The organism is Maribacter sp. Asnod2-G09 (assembly GCF_045063795.1).
Taxonomy (GTDB): domain Bacteria; phylum Bacteroidota; class Bacteroidia; order Flavobacteriales; family Flavobacteriaceae; genus Maribacter.
In genome coordinates this window covers 913,891-930,774 of record NZ_JBEFOA010000004.1, presented here as the reverse complement: position 1 = coordinate 930,774, position 16,884 = coordinate 913,891, and the positions used below count along the sequence as shown (strand labels likewise).

The window sequence follows — 16,884 nt, the reverse complement described above, 5'->3', positions numbered from 1 at the left end:
CACTATAAAAACAATACTAAAGCTATTAAAACTTAAATATAACTCTAAATTATAAACCATGATATCTAGAAGAAACTTATTGCGAACAGCATCACTAACTCCACTTGCGGCTTTAACTCCTTTGACAGGTATTTTTGCAAATACTATTAATGAAGAAAGAAGAAGAGGGGTAAAACCTATTCTTAAAATTACAGATGTTGAAACGTTTATAGTTCGCTCCCCAAATGATGATGCAAAACCTGATGAATTAATCGATATGCCGCCAATAGGTTTTATGAAAGGAAAACCTGGGGTAGGTCATCGATTGGACCATGCAAGCCCGTCACGACCAAAAGGACATACTCAAACTTTATTGGTAAAAATTCACACAGACCAAGGGATTATAGGATGGGGCGAGTGTCATGCCCCAACAGCTCCTAGGGTGCACCAAAGAGTAATCTCAGACTTGTTACGGCCAATATTATTAGGGCAAGATGCTCTGAATATTTTACCTCTATGGGAAAAAATGTATTCTAGTGAAAGAATGAGAGGTCATTCTACTGGTTATTTTACAACAGCTATTGCAGGTATTGATATTGCATTATGGGATATTTTAGGAAAATATTTAGATACACCAGTATATCAATTACTGGGAGGCAAGTTTAGAAGTACAATCCCAACATATACCAGTGGCAAAACTCCGGAGGAAGCAGCTGAAGCCATTAAATTGGGCTTCACTGGAATTAAAACAGGATTTGGTAAAGGTTCTACCGCTGATGATATGGAACGAATAAGAGCAATGTCCAAGGCTGTAGGTACAAAGGGACAGCTCTTCATTGATTCTTTAGGCGCATTTAACCTTTCTGAAGCGATTCTAGTAGGCAGGAAATTCGATGAAATGGGTAATATTGCTTGGTTCGAAGATGCACTTTTACCTGAAGAATATGATAAATATCCAATATTAGCAGAAGCAATAGATACTCCTATCTGCGTCGGAGAAACATATAGCAATAGATTTCAATTTCGTGATCTTTTGATAAAAAACGGAGCCGATGCTATAAACCCTGATTTGGGCCGTGCGGGTGGTATAACGGAATGTAAAAGAATTGCAGATTTAGCTGATTCACTCGGAGTGTTATGGTCTGCACATGTAAGTAGTGGATTCCCACCATATGTAGCAGCTTCTATACATTTAATGGTGGCTACCCCAAATGCCGCAATGATAGAAGGCGGAAATATCGCTGGAAATACTTCTGCATTTGGTTCTAGAGGAAATATACTGCTAAAAAATCCTATTAAGTATGAACCGGGATATGCTCATGTACCAGAAGGTCCTGGGTTGGGAATTGAATTTGATGAATTTAAATTAAAAGAACTTATTGTAAGGGAATAGCTTTTTTAACTAGAGTTAAAAAAAAGAAAACGGATTACCTCTAAAATAAAATAATACTAGTATGAGAAGTTTTGATTACTATACACTAATACTGTATATTCTAGGAGTTTTAGCCATTGCTTTAGTATCTGCAAAGCGAAACTCTAACCAAAAAGATATGTTTGCTGCAGGGAGACAAGCACCATGGTGGGCTTCTGGACTCAGTGGTTTTATGACGATGTTCTCAGCAGGTACTTTTGTCGTTTGGGGGGGGATTGCATACAAATTAGGAATCGTAGCGATACTTATCAATATGTGTTATGGAATAGCTGCTTTATTGGCAGGGTATTTTGTGGCAGGCAAATGGAATCAGCTTGGTGTAACCACCCCGGCCGAATATATAAATTTACGATTCGGAAAAATTGGGCTCCATTTTTATACCTGGACAATGTTGCTAAAAAAAATGTTGGCTGTAGCGGTTTCGTTATATGCACTAGCAATTGTCTTAGTAGCCTTAATCCCTTTGGACGAGGGAAATTTTTTTAGGAATGCAGCCACTGGAAACCTATCCCTCACTTGGGCGGTTATATTTTTTGGATTGATCGTTATTATGTACACAATGATAGGTGGTTTATGGGCTGTTCTAATGACCGATGTCGTTCAATTTATCATTCTTACATTAGTTGTATTCTTAGTTGCCGTTTTGATGATAGATAAAGTTGATAACTTTGACGAATTGGTAACTACCCTTCCAGAAACTTTTTTCTCCCCTACATCGGGTGATTATGGATGGTTTTTCTTATTTGGATGGGTTACCATTAACTTTTTTATTATTGGGGCGGAATGGGCTTTTGTTCAACGTTTTTTAGCTGTTAAATCCCCTTCCGATGCAAAAAAATCAACCTATCTTTTTGGGATTATGTACCTAGTAACACCTATTTTATGGTTACTGCCTCCACTGATTTACAGAGGGGTAAACCCTAATGCTAACCCGGAACAAGCATATATAATGGCTGCTCAATCTGTTTTGCCTGTTGGTGTTTTAGGACTTATGTTTGCCGCAATGTTCTCTGCCACGGCAAGTATGGTAAGTTCACAACTCAATGTCTTTGCCGGTGTTTTAACCAACGATTTCTATCGTCCATTAATGAACCCGAACGCATCGGGAAGAGTCTTGGTTAGAGTGGGGCGCATTTTTACCGCAATACTCGGACTGGTCTTAATTATGGGCGCTCTACTGGTCCCGATTATGGGTGGGGCTGAAAAAGTTGTAATCTCTATCAACTCTTTAATGGTAGTGCCCTTGTTGGCCCCTGCTTTGTGGGGAATGTTCAGTCGTAAGATCGGCATAAAAGAAATGTGCATTGTCACCTTAACGAGTTTTGCAATTGGTGCCTTTCTTCGCTTTGGTCTTTCTATTCAAAGTAAGGATATTGATGTTTTAGTGGGGGTTTTGCTTCCCATTCTAATGCTAATTATATTTCAGCGATTTAGTAAAAACAAGGTTGACAAAGGGTGGAATGCTATAGAAGAGTTACGCATCTCGTCAATAGAGGATTTAAAGGCTGGTGAGGTAGCACGAGCATTTGACACGTTCCCGGGGAAAGTTGTTATCGTAAGTTTGGTTATTTGTGCAATAGGACTGTTTTTTCTTACCTATATGAGCAATAGTGGAAGAATGATTATAACCATCCTTGGTATTGGGCTTTTGCTCATTTCATTGTTAATACACCTAGGTATGAGAAAAATGATATTAAAGGACAAAAAACTTTAATCTTGATAATCTATCTGCTCTAATAGCCTAATTATTTAAGTGGTTTGCTTTGCTTATGTATTTGAGGATTATCTTATTGAAAAAAAGGGCAACTAAAGTATTGTAAGAAATATGGGGCTACCAGAAAAATTTATTAGTTGTGATTGGGGGACATCCAATTTTAGACTCAGTTTGGTGGATTTCCATTCATTAAAGGTGATGTCCGAAATAAAGACCGATTTAGGAATTAAAAAGTGCTATCAGTTATTTAAGCTTCAAAGTGAACGGTCTCAGCAAGCTTTTTTTACAGATTATTTGTTGGGGCAGCTAGAAAAGTTGGATTTAAACAGATTAAAAAACAACTATTTGGTTGCTTCTGGAATGTTGTCCTCCTCATTAGGGATGCAGGAATTGGAGTACTGCAAATTGCCCATTGCCTTTAGTGGGGAAGACCTAATAAGCAATTGGCTTTCAATCAATAATAAATTGGACCTTCTTTTAATTTCTGGGGCTAGAACAAATTGCGATGTAATGAGAGGGGAAGAAATCCAAGCTATTGGACTGACTGATTATCTGCCTAGGGATGAAAAGGGTATTCTGGTATTACCTGGCACCCATAGCAAACATATCTATTTTGATGCTGGGCGATTTATAGATTTTACCACCTATATGACGGGCGAATTGTTCGAGGTTATAGGGAATCACAGTATTTTGTCGGCTTCAGTGGAAGAAGTAGGATGGAGCTCGTCATTTAAGGATAGTTTTATTCAGGGTGTTAATAAAGGAATTGCCAACCAACAGATGGCCTCCTTATTTACTATTAGGGCAAATAGTTTAATACATAATGTTTCCAGTAATGAAAACTATTATTTTCTATCGGGATTGTTAATAGGAGCAGAATTAAGCTATTTGAAGGAAAAAAACGAAACTGTGTACCTTGCAGTTACCGGAATACAGAACGAATTGTACCAATTGGCCTTGAAATCTTTCCTGCCCTTGGACCGAATCGTTTGTTTTGATCCACAATTTATAGAAACGGCCCTACTATTTGGGCAGAGAAAAATTTTAGAACAACATGTCAGATAAAAATTCATTTTCTTGGGAACTATACAATAATGCTCCTATTGTTGGAATTGTAAGAGGAGTGTCCATCAATGTTATTCGGGATATAGTCAATGCATATTTAAAGGCAGGTCTTCACACCATTGAAATAACCATGAATACAGCTGGGGCTACAGATATAATTTCAATACTAAGGAGTGAATTTCACAACCTCAATGTAGGAGCAGGTACTGTCTGTAATATGGAACATTACGATATGGCTGTAGGTTCGGGTGCCCAGTTTATTGTAACCCCAATTATAGATGAAGCAGTTATCCTTAAATCTGTTGGGCAAAATATACCTATTTTTACTGGTGCCTTTTCTCCAACTGAAATATACAAAGCATGGAGTTTGGGGGCATCTGCTGTAAAGATATTTCCTGCAACTCAGCTTGGAACCCAATTTATAAAGGACATATCGGCCCCACTTAATGAAATAAAACTTTTGCCTACCGGTGGAGTTACTTTAGAGAATGTTAAATCCTTTTTTGAAGCTGGTGTGTTTGGGGTGGGGATGGGTAGTTCTCTCTTCGATAAAAAGTTAATAGAAGAAAAAAATTTTATAGGTCTTGCAGAATATTTTAGGAAAGTAAAATTACAGACTCAAGTGAAATAAAAACTAACTATTTAATTCGAACATATGGTTTTAAATCGCTTCTATAATTGTTCAAACTTTTACCTATCTGTAATACGTTGTAAAGCTAAATTTGATTTCCGTCTTGAGTCAAGGTTATTTCAATATAGAAAGAGTTCATACTTTAAAGTTGATATTCTCCATTAAATAGATTTATAGTTTCAAGCAAAAACAGGTTTCCATCTAACGAAAGGGTCTTTATCTATCCATTCCATATGATATGCCAAGGTTACCATTTTTCTCAACCTTTGTATATGCTTCATGATTGTATTTTGGCCCATACCTTTTGGATGACCTTTGGGCCAGCAATTGGCTAAATAGCATTCGAAATCGCAAAGAAATTTATAATCTAATTTTTTAAGAAAAATGTTGCTTGTCTTTTTCTCTTTAGTTATAAACTTGATTATATAGTTTTCAGTAATGCTAAAATTTCGAATCGAACCTACTGCAAGGGTGTTTGAAATTTTATTGTTATGGTATTTTATAAGTTCTAAAAGAGTTTTAGAGTCACCATCAAAACCTAAATATGTTGCTTTAATTAATTGGGCTGTTATCAATTGGTTTTTAAATCTCAATTCTTGATAACATTGTATAAGCTGAGCATAAACCTGATCTAGATAGAGGTTTAGCCTTCTAGATTTCTCTTTATTACCTTTTGCTCGTTGTTTTTCATTATCCCAAGAACGAATATCTGCTTTTAATTTAAGACTAATGGTTGCTCTTTTACCATCTACAGTAATCCTGGCTTGAACTGTGGTTAAGTAATTTTTAGCACGTGAAGAATTAATCCAAAATAGGATTGAAAATGTGTTTGAAGTACTCATAGTTGTCGTCTTTTAATTAATTATTAGAGACGAAAGTCAAATCAACTATACTTTTAAAATTACAACGGTTTTGCCAAATCGACAACAATTGTTGTCGATTAACTTTTTTGTTGTCGATTTGTTGCCAATACATATCAAATCAATTGATTTCATATGATGCCCTTAAAACCAACAAACCCTGCAAATCATAAAATTTGCAGGGTTTTGACTCTTTTAGTAAGTTAAACTTGTGACCTCGACAGGATTCAAACCTGTAACCTCTTGAGCCGTAATCAAGTGCGCTATTCAGTTGCGCCACGAGGCCGAATTTATTTTTCCCTTAACGGGGTGCAAATATATTTCTTTTTACATTTACCACAAAATAAAGAACACAATATTAAATGGATTTTAAAAGTTTAATTCGAGATGTGCCCGATTTTCCTAAAGAAGGAGTGGTTTTTAAGGACATAACTTTGTTACTGCAAAACCCTAAAGCTCTTAAAGAAACGACAAATGCACTTTATGAGCTGCTAGAGGGTCAAAAAATAGACAAAGTGGTTGGTATGGAAAGTAGAGGATTCATATTCGGACCCTTGCTAGCCGATAAGCTTAATGCCGGATTCGTGCCTGTTCGGAAACCAGGTAAGTTGCCATCTGCGACCCTTAGGGAAACTTACGATTTAGAATATGGTACCGATACCTTAGAAATTCATATTGATGGAATAGAGAAAGGTGATAGGGTCTTAATACATGATGATGTGTTAGCGACTGGTGGTACAGCGAATGCGACCTGTAAATTAATAGAAAAATTAGGTGGAGAGATTGTACAATGTAATTTTCTTATTGAATTAACTTTTTTAGAAGGTGGTACTAAAATAAATTCTTACCCTGTAAAATCTTTAATGAAATATTAATCTAATGCTTTTGTGGTAATCAAATAGCGCCAACCGATAAGCGCCAATTGTAACTTACTTGCCTTAGATAAATCTAACCGTTGTTTACTGTAGGATGGTAGAAGAGCTTTATTGAGCTTTGCAATTAGTTTGTAGAGTTTCTTTTTCAATTTAAAATTTTAACAAAAATACATAAATAACATAACGATTGATCAAGTCGCTAGGTTTCTATGTTTTAGGATATGATAAATATTTATTGATATACCAGAGTTACTATTATACTTAAAATTAGCATTACAAGAAGTTTTATTAGGGCAATCATAGAGTAAAGTTTTAGTGGTTGATAAATTTCGTTTGATTGTTCTCGAAAGATATCATTGTAGTACTGTTCCGACAAATGAAATTTGTTAAAATAATGTATTCGAATGCTAATGTGTAACTGTAAAAACGGAATGTGTTATAATTAAAAATAAGTTACCTACAATTTAGTTTCATTTCATAATTATATTTTTGTTTTAGATTATATTTAGTAATAATTGTAGAGGGTTTTCTTGTCCGATTTGAGAATCGTAGACTAAATATTTTATAAAAGTGATGAATTTCTGCCTTTTCATTCCTGTCAAACAAAAATGGATTGTCTTTTACAAATCGGAACACGATATTAAATGGAGATTTAGTTTTAAAATTTAGATGACATCAATTGTCATATGCCATCACGTATCTTCTATTTATATTTGCCAAAATTCTTTTCATGCAAGATTTCTTATTCATCGTTGGTGGACTCGTATTATTAATAGCAGGTGGAAACTGGTTATTGAAAGCTGCGGTAGATTTATCGTTAAAACTTAAAATTCCGAAAATAGTAATAGGTATGACAGTGGTGTCATTCGCGACATCGGCACCAGAACTTATTGTCAGTATTAATGCAGCTCTGGACGGATTTCCAGATTTGGCACTTGGTAACGTAGTGGGATCTAATATAGCTAACCTAGGTTTAGTGCTTGCTATTACTATTTTGTTGAGCCCTATAGATGTAAGTAAGAGTTTCTATACTACTGACTGGCCTGTAATGATGCTTGCTTCTTTATTGTTTTTCTTCTTTATATACTTTGACGGAGTACTCGTGCAATATGAAGGTATAATAATGGTAGTCTTTCTTTTTCTATTCTTGGTATATCTGTTACGTTTTCAAAAGCCTGCGGTTATAGATGAAGAAGATGAACCAGATGTTATGATGCCTACCTATAAGACGGCTTTATTTTTAGGTTTAGGTGGTGGTGCCCTTTGGGGAGGTTCTGAGATGTTAATTAATGGTGCAGTGGGTATGGCAACTGTTTTTGGTGTAAGTGAGCGTGTAATAGGTATAACGATAGTTTCTGTCGGTACAAGTATTCCTGAACTTGCAGCGTCTATAATTGCAGTGATAAAGAAAGAAAAAGCAATCTCTTTAGGAAATCTAATTGGTTCTAATATTTTCAACCTGCTTGCTGTATTAGGTATAACCTCTATAATTACACCAATTACCGTTATGGATCAGGGTCTTTTGACAAATGATATCTTCTGGATGTTAGGCATATCTTTCCTAATTCTTCCATTAGTTTTTATACCTAAAGGATTGAGGTTGGGTTGGAGAGATGGTTTAATATTGATTAGTGTTTATCTAGCCTTTATATATGTGACTATTGGATAAGTAATATTATTTTTAAAATACTATCAATAAAAAAACGCCCTGGAAAGATTCCAAGGCGTTTTTAGTATAATCAACAATTAATTTGGTATTAAATCTTTGCAGTTTTAACCGTCTTAATAATTCTAGCTGCAATTTTATATGGATCAGCATTTGAAGCAGGTCTTCTGTCTTCTAACCATCCTTTATATCCTTTTTCAACAGCAATAATTGGAATACGTATTGAAGCTCCTCTATCTGAAACTCCCCAAGAGAAATCTGTAATAGCTGCAGTTTCATGTAAACCAGTTAAACGTTGGTCGTTAAACTCACCATAAACAGCAATGTGTTCTTTAACAAACGGACGGAAAGATTCGCAGATAGCCGCGTAAGTATCTTTAGAACCACAAGTTCTTAATGTCGTGTTAGAGAAGTTTGCATGCATACCAGATCCATTCCAATCCATGTCTTTTCCTAATGGTTTTGGATGGTAATCGATATAGTAACCATATTTTTCAGTTAATCTGTCTAAAAGGTATCTAGAAATCCAGATTTCATCACCGGCTTTTTTAGCGCCTTTTGCAAATAATTGATATTCCCATTGTCCAGAAGCAACCTCTTGGTTAATTCCTTCAAAATTTAAACCTGCATCGATACAAAGATCAGCATGTTCTTCAACTAAACCTCTACCATGTGTATTTTTACCACCTACAGAGCAGTAGTACATACCTTGTGGTGCAGGGTAACCACCAATTGGGAAACCTAAAGGTAATTGTGTTTTGGTATCCATAATGAAATACTCTTGCTCAAAACCGAACCAGAAATCGTCATCTTCATCATCAATTGTAGCTCTTCCATTAGATACATGCGGAGTTCCGTCTGCATTCATAACTTCTGTCATAACTAAATAACCGTTTATCCTAGCAGGGTCTGGGTATATAGCTACAGGTACCAATAAGCAGTCAGATGATCCACCTTCAGCTTGTTTCGTTGAAGATCCATCAAAAGACCAGTTGTCTAGCTCTTCTAATGTACCTTTGAAATCTTCGTGTTCTTCTACCTTAGTTTTGCTCCTCAGGTTTTGAGTCGGAAAATATCCATCTAACCAGATATATTCTAATTTAATTTTAGCCATAATATGTTCGTTATTTTTTAATAAAAGACAAACAAAAATATGTTTTTTATGATTTGGTTACGTTTTTTTAGGGGGTTAATGTTGAAAAATTAAATTTTCTGTTTTCTACCCCTATTTTTTATTGGGTATTTTATCATATTTATATTTATTGAACGTAATTTTGTCAAATTAACAATGTATTTACATATGAAATCATCAAGATTTACTGCCATAGCCGAAAGTCAGAAGAGACAAAGTATTGCAATTGAGGAAAAAGGTCGACGTTCTGAGTTGTTCGGTGTCAACGTTTTCAATGAAAAAAAGATGCTGCAATATCTTACCAAAGATGCCTTAGAGAGTTTAAAGGGTGCTATGGTTTCAGGTTCTAAAATTGATAGAAAAATAGCAGATCAAGTTGCCGAGGCTATTAAAGGTTGGGCAATTACCATGGGTGCTACGCATTATACACATTGGTTTCAACCATTAACAGGTTCTACAGCTGAAAAGCACGATGCATTTTTTGATCTTTTGCCAGATGGTACGGCATTAGAGAAGTTTGGAGGCGGACAATTGGTGCAGCAAGAACCAGATGCTTCTAGTTTTCCAAGTGGCGGAATTAGAAATACGTTCGAGGCAAGGGGGTATACCGCTTGGGATCCATCTTCACCAGCTTTTATTTATGGTACTACATTATGTATACCGACTGTTTTTGTTTCTTATACGGGTGAAGCTTTAGATAATAAAGCACCTTTGTTAAGGGCTTTAGGTGCTGTTGATGATGCAGCAACTGCAGTAGCTAAGTATTTTGATAAAACCGTCGCCAAGGTTAATGCTACATTGGGTTGGGAGCAAGAATATTTTTTAATTGACAAAGCTCTTGCACATTCTAGACCAGATATTATGATGACGGGTCGCACTTTGGTTGGTGAAACACCGGCAAAAGGGCAGCAGTTAGATGATCATTATTTCGGAGTAATACCGAGTCGCGTGTTAAGTTTTATGAGCGATTTAGAAAAAGAATGCACCAAATTGGGTATTCCTGTTAAAACGAGACATAATGAGGTTGCACCGAATCAGTTCGAATTAGCTCCTGTTTTTGAAGAGGCCAATCTAGCTATTGATCATAATCTGTTATTGATGGATGTGATGGATAAGATTGCAGATAAACATCATCTTAAGGTACTTTTTCATGAGAAACCTTTTGCTGGTATTAATGGTTCTGGTAAACATAACAACTGGTCATTAGCAACAGATACGGGAGTTAATTTATTGAGTCCGGGTTCTACACCAATGAAAAACCTTCAATTTTTGACCTTTTTTATAAATACCATTAAAGCGGTTGATACATACGAAGAGCTTTTGCGTTCTTCAATTGCATCGGCAGGTAACGACCATCGTTTAGGGGCTAATGAAGCACCACCGGCTATATTTTCAATTTTTGTTGGTTCGCAATTAAGCAACGTTCTTGATGAATTGGAAGGAGTTTCTAAAGGGAAATTATCTCCCGAGGAAAAAACAGAGCTGAAGCTGAACGTGGTAGGTAAAATTCCGGAAATATTGATGGATAATACCGATCGTAACAGAACATCGCCTTTTGCTTTTACAGGAAATAAATTTGAGATGCGTGGTGTGGGTGCAAAAATGAATTGTGCCAAGCCAATGACTATATTAAATACTATAGTTGCGAAGCAATTAAAAGATTTCAAAAAGGAGGTCGATGTATTGATCGATAAGAAAAGCTTGAAAAAAGACGAAGCTGTTTTTAATGTGCTTCGTGAATATATTAAAACATCTAAAAGAATTCGTTTTGATGGTGACGGTTATAGTACCGACTGGGAAAATGAAGCCAAAAGAAGAAAGTTAAGTAATAATAAAAATACGCCAGAGGCATTAGAAGTTTTGACATCAAAGAATAGTATTGCGCTATTTGAGTCAATGAACGTTATGAGTGAGGTTGAGGTTAGTGCTCGCCAAGAGGTAGATTTAGAAAATTATATTATGCATCTACAGATAGAGGGTAGAGTGTATAATGAGTTGGTGTATGGTTATATAATGCCTGCAGCGTTAGAATATCAAAATAAGTTGATTAAAAACGTATCGGGATTGAAAGAAATTTATGGTGCAGCTCATAAAAAATTCTCTGAGGGGCAATTGACCATGATCGAAGAAATTGCCGAGCATGTAGTAGGTATTAAAAAAATGGTAGATGCCATGGCAGATGCTCGTAAAAAGGCAAATTCTTTGAAAGATACGAAGAAGAAGGCTGAAGCATATTGCCATAATGTAAAACCATATTTTGTTGAGATTAGAATACATAGTGATAAACTAGAAAAACTGATGGACAACAACTTATGGCCGTTAACAAAGTATAGAGAATTATTATTTATTCAGTAAGTCAAATTCGTAATTGAAAAAATTGAGGGAATATTAAGCTGAACAGCAGTGGCAGTTTTAATGATTCCCTTATTTTTGCCACAAATCTAAATTATGTCCACATCAAGCAGTGAAAGATATCAGCAACGCGGCGTGTCAGCTTCAAAGGAAGATGTACACAATGCGATAAAGAATATTGATAAAGGTCTTTTTCCGAAAGCGTTTTGTAAAATCGTTCCTGATTACTTAACGGGAGATGAAGAGTATTGCTTAGTAATGCATGCAGACGGTGCGGGTACTAAATCTTCTTTGGCATATATGTACTGGAAAGAAACCGGAGATATCTCTGTGTGGAAAGGTATTGCTCAAGATGCATTGATTATGAATATCGATGATCTTATTTGTGTTGGGGCAACTGATAATATTATGCTTTCTTCTACTATTGGTAGAAATAAAAATAAAATTCCTGGTGAAGTACTTTCTGCAATTATAAATGGTACTGAAGAATTGATCAATGATTTAGGTGAATTTGGTATTACCATTCATTCTACTGGTGGTGAAACTGCTGATGTTGGTGATTTGGTAAGAACCATTATTGTAGATTCTACGGTTACCGCTAGATTAAAAAGGACTGATGTTATTGATAATGCCAATATTAAAGCAGGTGATGTAATTGTTGGTTTAGAGTCTTTCGGTCAAGCCAATTATGAGAAGGAGTATAATGGAGGAATGGGAAGTAACGGACTTACTTCTGCCCGCCATGATGTTTTTTCGAATTACTTAGCTGAAAAATTTCCTGAAAGTTTTGATGCCGAGGTACCTAAAGATCTTGTTTATTCTGGTAATGTGAAGTTGACCGATACGGTTGAGAATTCGCCTATCGATGCAGGTAAATTAGTATTGTCGCCAACAAGAACGTATGCACCTATCGTTAAAAAAATACTTTCAAAATATAGTTCAAAAGAAATCCACGGAATGATTCATTGTAGTGGAGGGGCGCAAACTAAAATTCTTCACTTTATCGATGAACTACATGTGGTAAAAGATAATTTATTTGATGTGCCACCGCTTTTTCAATTGATTCAAGAACAGTCAGGTACAGATTGGAAAGAGATGTATAAAGTATTCAATTGTGGTCATCGATTAGAATTTTATCTTCCTGAAGATGTAGCAAATGATATCATTGAAATTTCAAAAAGTTTTGGTGTAAATGCTCAAATTATCGGTAGGGTAGAGGCGTCAGATTCGAAAAAACTAACAATTTCAAGTAAGTATGGCACCTTTGTGTATTAACACATACGATTAGGGTAAATAAATCGTTCTTTTTGTATAAACCTATCTTGCTATGGAAAGAAAAAAATTTTTACGAACACTTGGTGCGGGTGCAGCATTTGCAATTACTTTTCCTTGTTTAGGAAGCTGTTCAAAAGATAGCGAAGTAGAAGGTGATATTGTAGCCCAGCCAACCGATGTAGATTTTACCATCGACCTTGAGTCTTCTGAAGCTGCAAAGCTGGCTAATAACGGAGGTTTTATTCTCAAAAATTTAGTAGTTGTTGTTAAGAACCTTGAAGGTGAATTTGTTGCTGCAACTCAAATATGTAGCCACGAGCAATACGATCAAGTACGATTTGTTAATCAAGATGGTGGTATATTCTATTGCGATGTACACGGATCTAAATTTTCGCAAACTGGTTCGCCTTTAAATGAAATTCCGAATAGTACTTCTAAGTCATTGAAAATTTATAATACTAGCTTAGAGGGATCTATATTGCGTGTTTTTGAATAAACATCACACTACTAATTCGTAAACCATAACTACACCAACCTAACTTATTAATTCTTTATGTCAATATTTACCACCAAATAGAGAAAGTAAGTGAAGAAATTTTATGTCTTAATTTTATGTCTATTGACCTGCTTTGCGTATGGTCAAGAGAAACAGTACGTAACAGTTAAGAAGTCTTACGAGGTAATGGGCGGTGAATTTGATATTACCGTAATTTCTGAAGATGAAGAGCTTGGGTATATTTATATACAAGAGGCATTGGCAGAAGTACAAAGAATAGAAAAACTCATTTCTTCTTGGGATGAGGAATCTGAAACAAGCTTGGTGAATAAAAATGCAGGTATTAAACCTGTACCTGTAAGTTGGGAGCTGTATAAACTTATCGAGCGGTCCATTCTATTATCTGAAATAACTAATGGTGCTTTTGATATTACATTTACAGCATTAAATGATATTTGGAAACTCGATGGCTCTATGGATGCCATACCAACTTCAAATGAGGTAAATGCGATAAAGAGTAAAATTGGGTATAAAAACATCATATTAAACAGTAAAGATCAAACGGTTTTTTTGAACAAAAGGGGAATGCGAATTTCCTTTGGTGGTATTGGCAAAGGTTTTGCAGCAGATAAGGCTAAAGCTTTATTAGTTTCTAATGAGGTAAAGGCGGGCATCATAAATATAGATGGTGATATTACTACTTGGGGTACAAAGGTAACGGGAGATAAGTGGCTTATAGGGGTTGTGAATCCTGATCAAAAAGGCGGTATATCTTCTTGGATTCCTATTTTAGAGTCCTCTGTGGCAACCACTGGTGGCGATGGTAATTTTATATTATCAGGTAATGAAAAATACACGCATATTATAAATCCGAAAACAGGGTATCCGGCAACGGGTATTAATAGTGTATCGGTTTTTGCTAAAAGTGCCGAAACTTCAGACGCTTTGGCTACTTCTATTTTTGTAATGGGTATTGATGCAGGACTTGCTCTTGTTAATCAATTAGGTGATACCGAGGTAATTATTGTTGATAGCAATAATAAAATGCATAAAAGCAATGGTATATTGCTTAATTAGATGTCATTTATATAGCATCACTTTCTCATTTTTTAATTCTTACCGTAATAATCGTTTTAGTGTGTCTGTAATTTTATTGTAAATTTGCCATACAAGTGAAGTAAGCATATGATAGACAAGTTAAACATAGTAAAACAACGTTTTGATGAGGTTTCAGACCTTATAATTCAGCCAGATATTATATCTGACCAAGAGAAATATGTAAAACTCACAAAAGAATATAAAGATCTTAAAGATTTAATGGATAAGCGAGAAGAATATCTTGAGCTTACCAATAATATTGCCGAAGCCGAAGAGATTATCGCTGATGGAAGTGATGCAGAAATGCTTGAAATGGCAAAAATGCAAATGGAAGAGGCTAAAGGCGGATTGCCGAAGCTTGAAGAGGATATTAAATTAATGTTGATTCCGAAGGATCCAGAAGATGCAAAAGATGTAGTAGTAGAAATCAGAGCTGGAACGGGTGGAGATGAAGCTAGTATTTTTGCCGGAGACCTTTTTAGAATGTACACAAAGTATTGTGAGGGCAAAGGATGGAAAACTAACGTAATCGACCTTAGTGAAGGTACTAGTGGTGGTTATAAAGAAATTCAGTTCGAGGTTTCTGGTACTAATGTTTATGGAACTTTAAAATTTGAAGCCGGTGTACACCGTGTACAACGCGTGCCTCAAACAGAAACACAGGGTCGAGTACATACCAGTGCAGCTACGGTTATGGTTTTACCTGAGGCTGAAGAATTTGATGTGCAAATAGACCCTAAAGATGTAAGAATAGATTTTTTCTGTTCTTCTGGTCCTGGTGGTCAGTCTGTAAACACAACATATTCTGCTGTTCGTTTAACACACATACCAACCGGATTGATAGCGCAATGTCAAGATCAAAAATCGCAACATAAAAATAAGGACAAGGCATTTAGGGTACTTCGTTCTAGATTGTACGATTTAGAATTGGCAAAGAAACAAGAAGAAGATGCCGCTAAACGAAATTCTCAAGTTAGTAGTGGTGACCGTTCTGCAAAGATTAGAACATATAACTACCCACAAGGTAGAGTTACCGATCACCGAATAGGTCTTACTTTATATGATTTGTCTAATATTATTGATGGTGATATTCAAAAAATAATAGACGAATTAAGTTTTGTAGAGAATACGGAGAAATTGAGGGAAGCCTCTGAGATATTTTAATTTATGACTACTCAAGAGTTAGTAGATCAAATACATAAAAAACAATCTTTTTTATGTATTGGTTTAGATACCGATCTAGAAAAAATTCCTGCATTTTTATTAGAAGAAGAAGATCCTATTTTCTCTTTCAATAAAGCTATTATAGATGCTACTCATGAATTGTGTGTCGCATATAAGCCGAATATAGCTTTTTATGAAGCATACGGAGTGCAAGGTTGGTCGGCATTGCGTAAAACGATTAAATATTTAAATGCTAATTATCCTGATATTTTCACCATTGCAGATGCTAAAAGGGGAGATATAGGTAATACTTCTACAAGATATGCTAAGGCTTTTTTTGAAGATTTAAATTTTGATTCCATAACTATAGCTCCTTATATGGGGAGAGATTCTGTTGAGCCTTTTTTAGCCTTTAAGGATAAGCATACTATTTTATTGGCACTAACTTCAAATGAAGGTGCTTTTGATTTTCAGACAAAAAAGATAGATGGGGTAGAACTTTATAAAGAAGTGCTATCTGTTTCTACGACTTATAAAGGTTCTGAGAACTTAATGTACGTAGTAGGGGCAACCAAGGCTGAATATCTTAAAGAAATTCGCGAAATAGTACCTAATAGTTTTTTATTGGTACCTGGTGTTGGTGCGCAAGGCGGAAGCTTGAAAGATGTGTGTAAATATGGTATGACCAAAGATATTGGTCTACTAATTAATTCTTCACGCGGAATAATATATGCCTCTGATCAAGAAAATTTTGCAGATGCAGCCAAGTCTAAGGCTAAAGAATTGCAAGAAGCTATGAAAATAGAGCTAGAAAAATTAAACTAAATCTTCTAGTGTTCTTTTGATTTTCTGAGCTTTTGATTCGAAAAACTCTCCTAATTGAGTGTTTGACTGAATGGTAGAAGCTTTTTCTAAAAAAGTCTGATATTGATACTCCAATAAGCTGATGATATCATTATTTGCTTCCATTGGTGTTACCGATCCTACCTTACAATACTGCTTGTTCATTATACTAAATTTATGTTCTTACAAATATACGTTCAGAATCAAGTTTTGGACGTGGGTATGTTGAGCTATACATCTAATTAATAGGTAATATGTCTTTTTTTTAACAATTCTGCACATTAAAACATAAAAGAGCGGGG

At 35.5% G+C, this 16,884-nt stretch carries 16 protein-coding genes and 1 tRNA gene; 12 read left to right on the top strand and 5 right to left on the bottom strand.

Annotation, left to right across the window (positions count from 1 at the left end; all coding sequences use genetic code 11):
* The first annotated feature begins 58 nt into the window (after positions 1–58).
* The 4 genes from ACJJVT_RS11110 to ACJJVT_RS11095 all read left to right on the top strand — a co-directional run bounded on the left by ACJJVT_RS11110 (position 59) and on the right by ACJJVT_RS11095 (position 4,821).
* Positions 59–1,372, top strand: a complete 1,314-nt coding sequence (locus ACJJVT_RS11110; protein ID WP_405398679.1) for a mandelate racemase/muconate lactonizing enzyme family protein — start codon at positions 59–61, stop codon at positions 1,370–1,372.
* 61 nt (positions 1,373–1,433) lie between these two features.
* On the top strand, positions 1,434–3,125 hold the full coding sequence (locus tag ACJJVT_RS11105; RefSeq protein WP_405398677.1) for a sodium:solute symporter family protein: 1,692 nt from the start codon (positions 1,434–1,436) through the stop codon (positions 3,123–3,125).
* A gap of 111 nt (positions 3,126–3,236) precedes the next feature.
* Entirely contained in the window at positions 3,237–4,190 is a 954-nt protein-coding gene (locus ACJJVT_RS11100) for a 2-dehydro-3-deoxygalactonokinase (RefSeq protein WP_405398675.1), read from the top strand.
* Positions 4,180–4,821 (top strand): bifunctional 4-hydroxy-2-oxoglutarate aldolase/2-dehydro-3-deoxy-phosphogluconate aldolase, encoded by a 642-nt coding sequence (locus ACJJVT_RS11095; RefSeq protein ID WP_405398674.1) that lies wholly within the window; start codon positions 4,180–4,182, stop codon positions 4,819–4,821. Before ACJJVT_RS11100 ends, ACJJVT_RS11095 begins: the two co-directional genes overlap by 11 nt.
* A 179-nt stretch (positions 4,822–5,000) precedes the next feature.
* Here ACJJVT_RS11095 and ACJJVT_RS11090 read toward each other — a convergent pair whose 3' ends face one another.
* Together ACJJVT_RS11090 and ACJJVT_RS11085 are read right to left on the bottom strand one after the other, a co-directional pair.
* Positions 5,001–5,663, bottom strand: coding sequence for a phage integrase SAM-like domain and Arm DNA-binding domain-containing protein (locus ACJJVT_RS11090; RefSeq protein WP_405398671.1), 663 nt, complete (start codon positions 5,661–5,663; stop codon positions 5,001–5,003).
* A gap of 230 nt (positions 5,664–5,893) precedes the next feature.
* Positions 5,894–5,967: transfer RNA gene (locus ACJJVT_RS11085), tRNA-Arg, on the bottom strand.
* 76 nt (positions 5,968–6,043) lie between these two features.
* Between ACJJVT_RS11085 and ACJJVT_RS11080 the strand changes: the two genes are divergently transcribed.
* Positions 6,044–6,556, top strand: a complete 513-nt coding sequence (locus ACJJVT_RS11080; protein WP_405398670.1) for an adenine phosphoribosyltransferase — start codon at positions 6,044–6,046, stop codon at positions 6,554–6,556.
* On the opposite strand, the gene ACJJVT_RS11075 is transcribed toward ACJJVT_RS11080, so the two are convergent.
* The gene (locus ACJJVT_RS11075; RefSeq protein ID WP_405398668.1) at positions 6,553–6,705 is read right to left on the bottom strand and encodes an SsrA-binding protein; all 153 of its coding nucleotides are present in this window, start codon (positions 6,703–6,705) and stop codon (positions 6,553–6,555) included. The two genes, ACJJVT_RS11080 and ACJJVT_RS11075, sit on opposite strands and share 4 nt — an antisense overlap.
* A 581-nt stretch (positions 6,706–7,286) precedes the next feature.
* Here ACJJVT_RS11075 and ACJJVT_RS11070 point away from each other — a divergent pair.
* Positions 7,287–8,225: a calcium/sodium antiporter gene (locus tag ACJJVT_RS11070; RefSeq protein WP_405398666.1), complete on the top strand. Its 939-nt coding sequence runs from the start codon at positions 7,287–7,289 to the stop codon at positions 8,223–8,225.
* Positions 8,226–8,313: 88 nt separating this feature from the next.
* On the opposite strand, the gene ACJJVT_RS11065 is transcribed toward ACJJVT_RS11070, so the two are convergent.
* Positions 8,314–9,336, bottom strand: coding sequence for a glutamine synthetase beta-grasp domain-containing protein (locus ACJJVT_RS11065; RefSeq protein ID WP_405398664.1), 1,023 nt, complete (start codon positions 9,334–9,336; stop codon positions 8,314–8,316).
* A gap of 186 nt (positions 9,337–9,522) precedes the next feature.
* Here ACJJVT_RS11065 and ACJJVT_RS11060 point away from each other — a divergent pair, with 186 nt between their 5' ends.
* From ACJJVT_RS11060 to pyrF, 6 genes are all read left to right on the top strand, one after another.
* Positions 9,523–11,709, top strand: a complete 2,187-nt coding sequence (locus tag ACJJVT_RS11060) for a glutamine synthetase III (RefSeq protein ID WP_405398662.1) — start codon at positions 9,523–9,525, stop codon at positions 11,707–11,709.
* Between the two features lie 93 nt (positions 11,710–11,802).
* On the top strand, positions 11,803–12,981 hold the full coding sequence (locus tag ACJJVT_RS11055) for an AIR synthase related protein (RefSeq protein WP_405398661.1): 1,179 nt from the start codon (positions 11,803–11,805) through the stop codon (positions 12,979–12,981).
* Between the two features lie 52 nt (positions 12,982–13,033).
* Complete coding sequence (locus tag ACJJVT_RS11050) at positions 13,034–13,477, top strand: ubiquinol-cytochrome c reductase iron-sulfur subunit (RefSeq protein ID WP_405398659.1); 444 nt, start codon at positions 13,034–13,036, stop codon at positions 13,475–13,477.
* 90 nt (positions 13,478–13,567) lie between these two features.
* The gene (locus ACJJVT_RS11045; RefSeq protein ID WP_405398657.1) at positions 13,568–14,554 is read left to right on the top strand and encodes an FAD:protein FMN transferase; all 987 of its coding nucleotides are present in this window, start codon (positions 13,568–13,570) and stop codon (positions 14,552–14,554) included.
* 108 nt (positions 14,555–14,662) lie between these two features.
* Positions 14,663–15,739, top strand: a complete 1,077-nt coding sequence (gene prfA, locus ACJJVT_RS11040; protein WP_405398656.1) for a peptide chain release factor 1 — start codon at positions 14,663–14,665, stop codon at positions 15,737–15,739.
* 3 nt (positions 15,740–15,742) lie between these two features.
* Entirely contained in the window at positions 15,743–16,564 is an 822-nt protein-coding gene (pyrF, locus tag ACJJVT_RS11035) for an orotidine-5'-phosphate decarboxylase (RefSeq protein ID WP_405398654.1), read from the top strand.
* Here the strand turns inward: pyrF and ACJJVT_RS11030 are convergent.
* Positions 16,556–16,747 (bottom strand): hypothetical protein, encoded by a 192-nt coding sequence (locus tag ACJJVT_RS11030; protein WP_405398653.1) that lies wholly within the window; start codon positions 16,745–16,747, stop codon positions 16,556–16,558. The two genes, pyrF and ACJJVT_RS11030, sit on opposite strands and share 9 nt — an antisense overlap.
* Between the last annotated feature and the right edge of the window lie 137 nt (positions 16,748–16,884).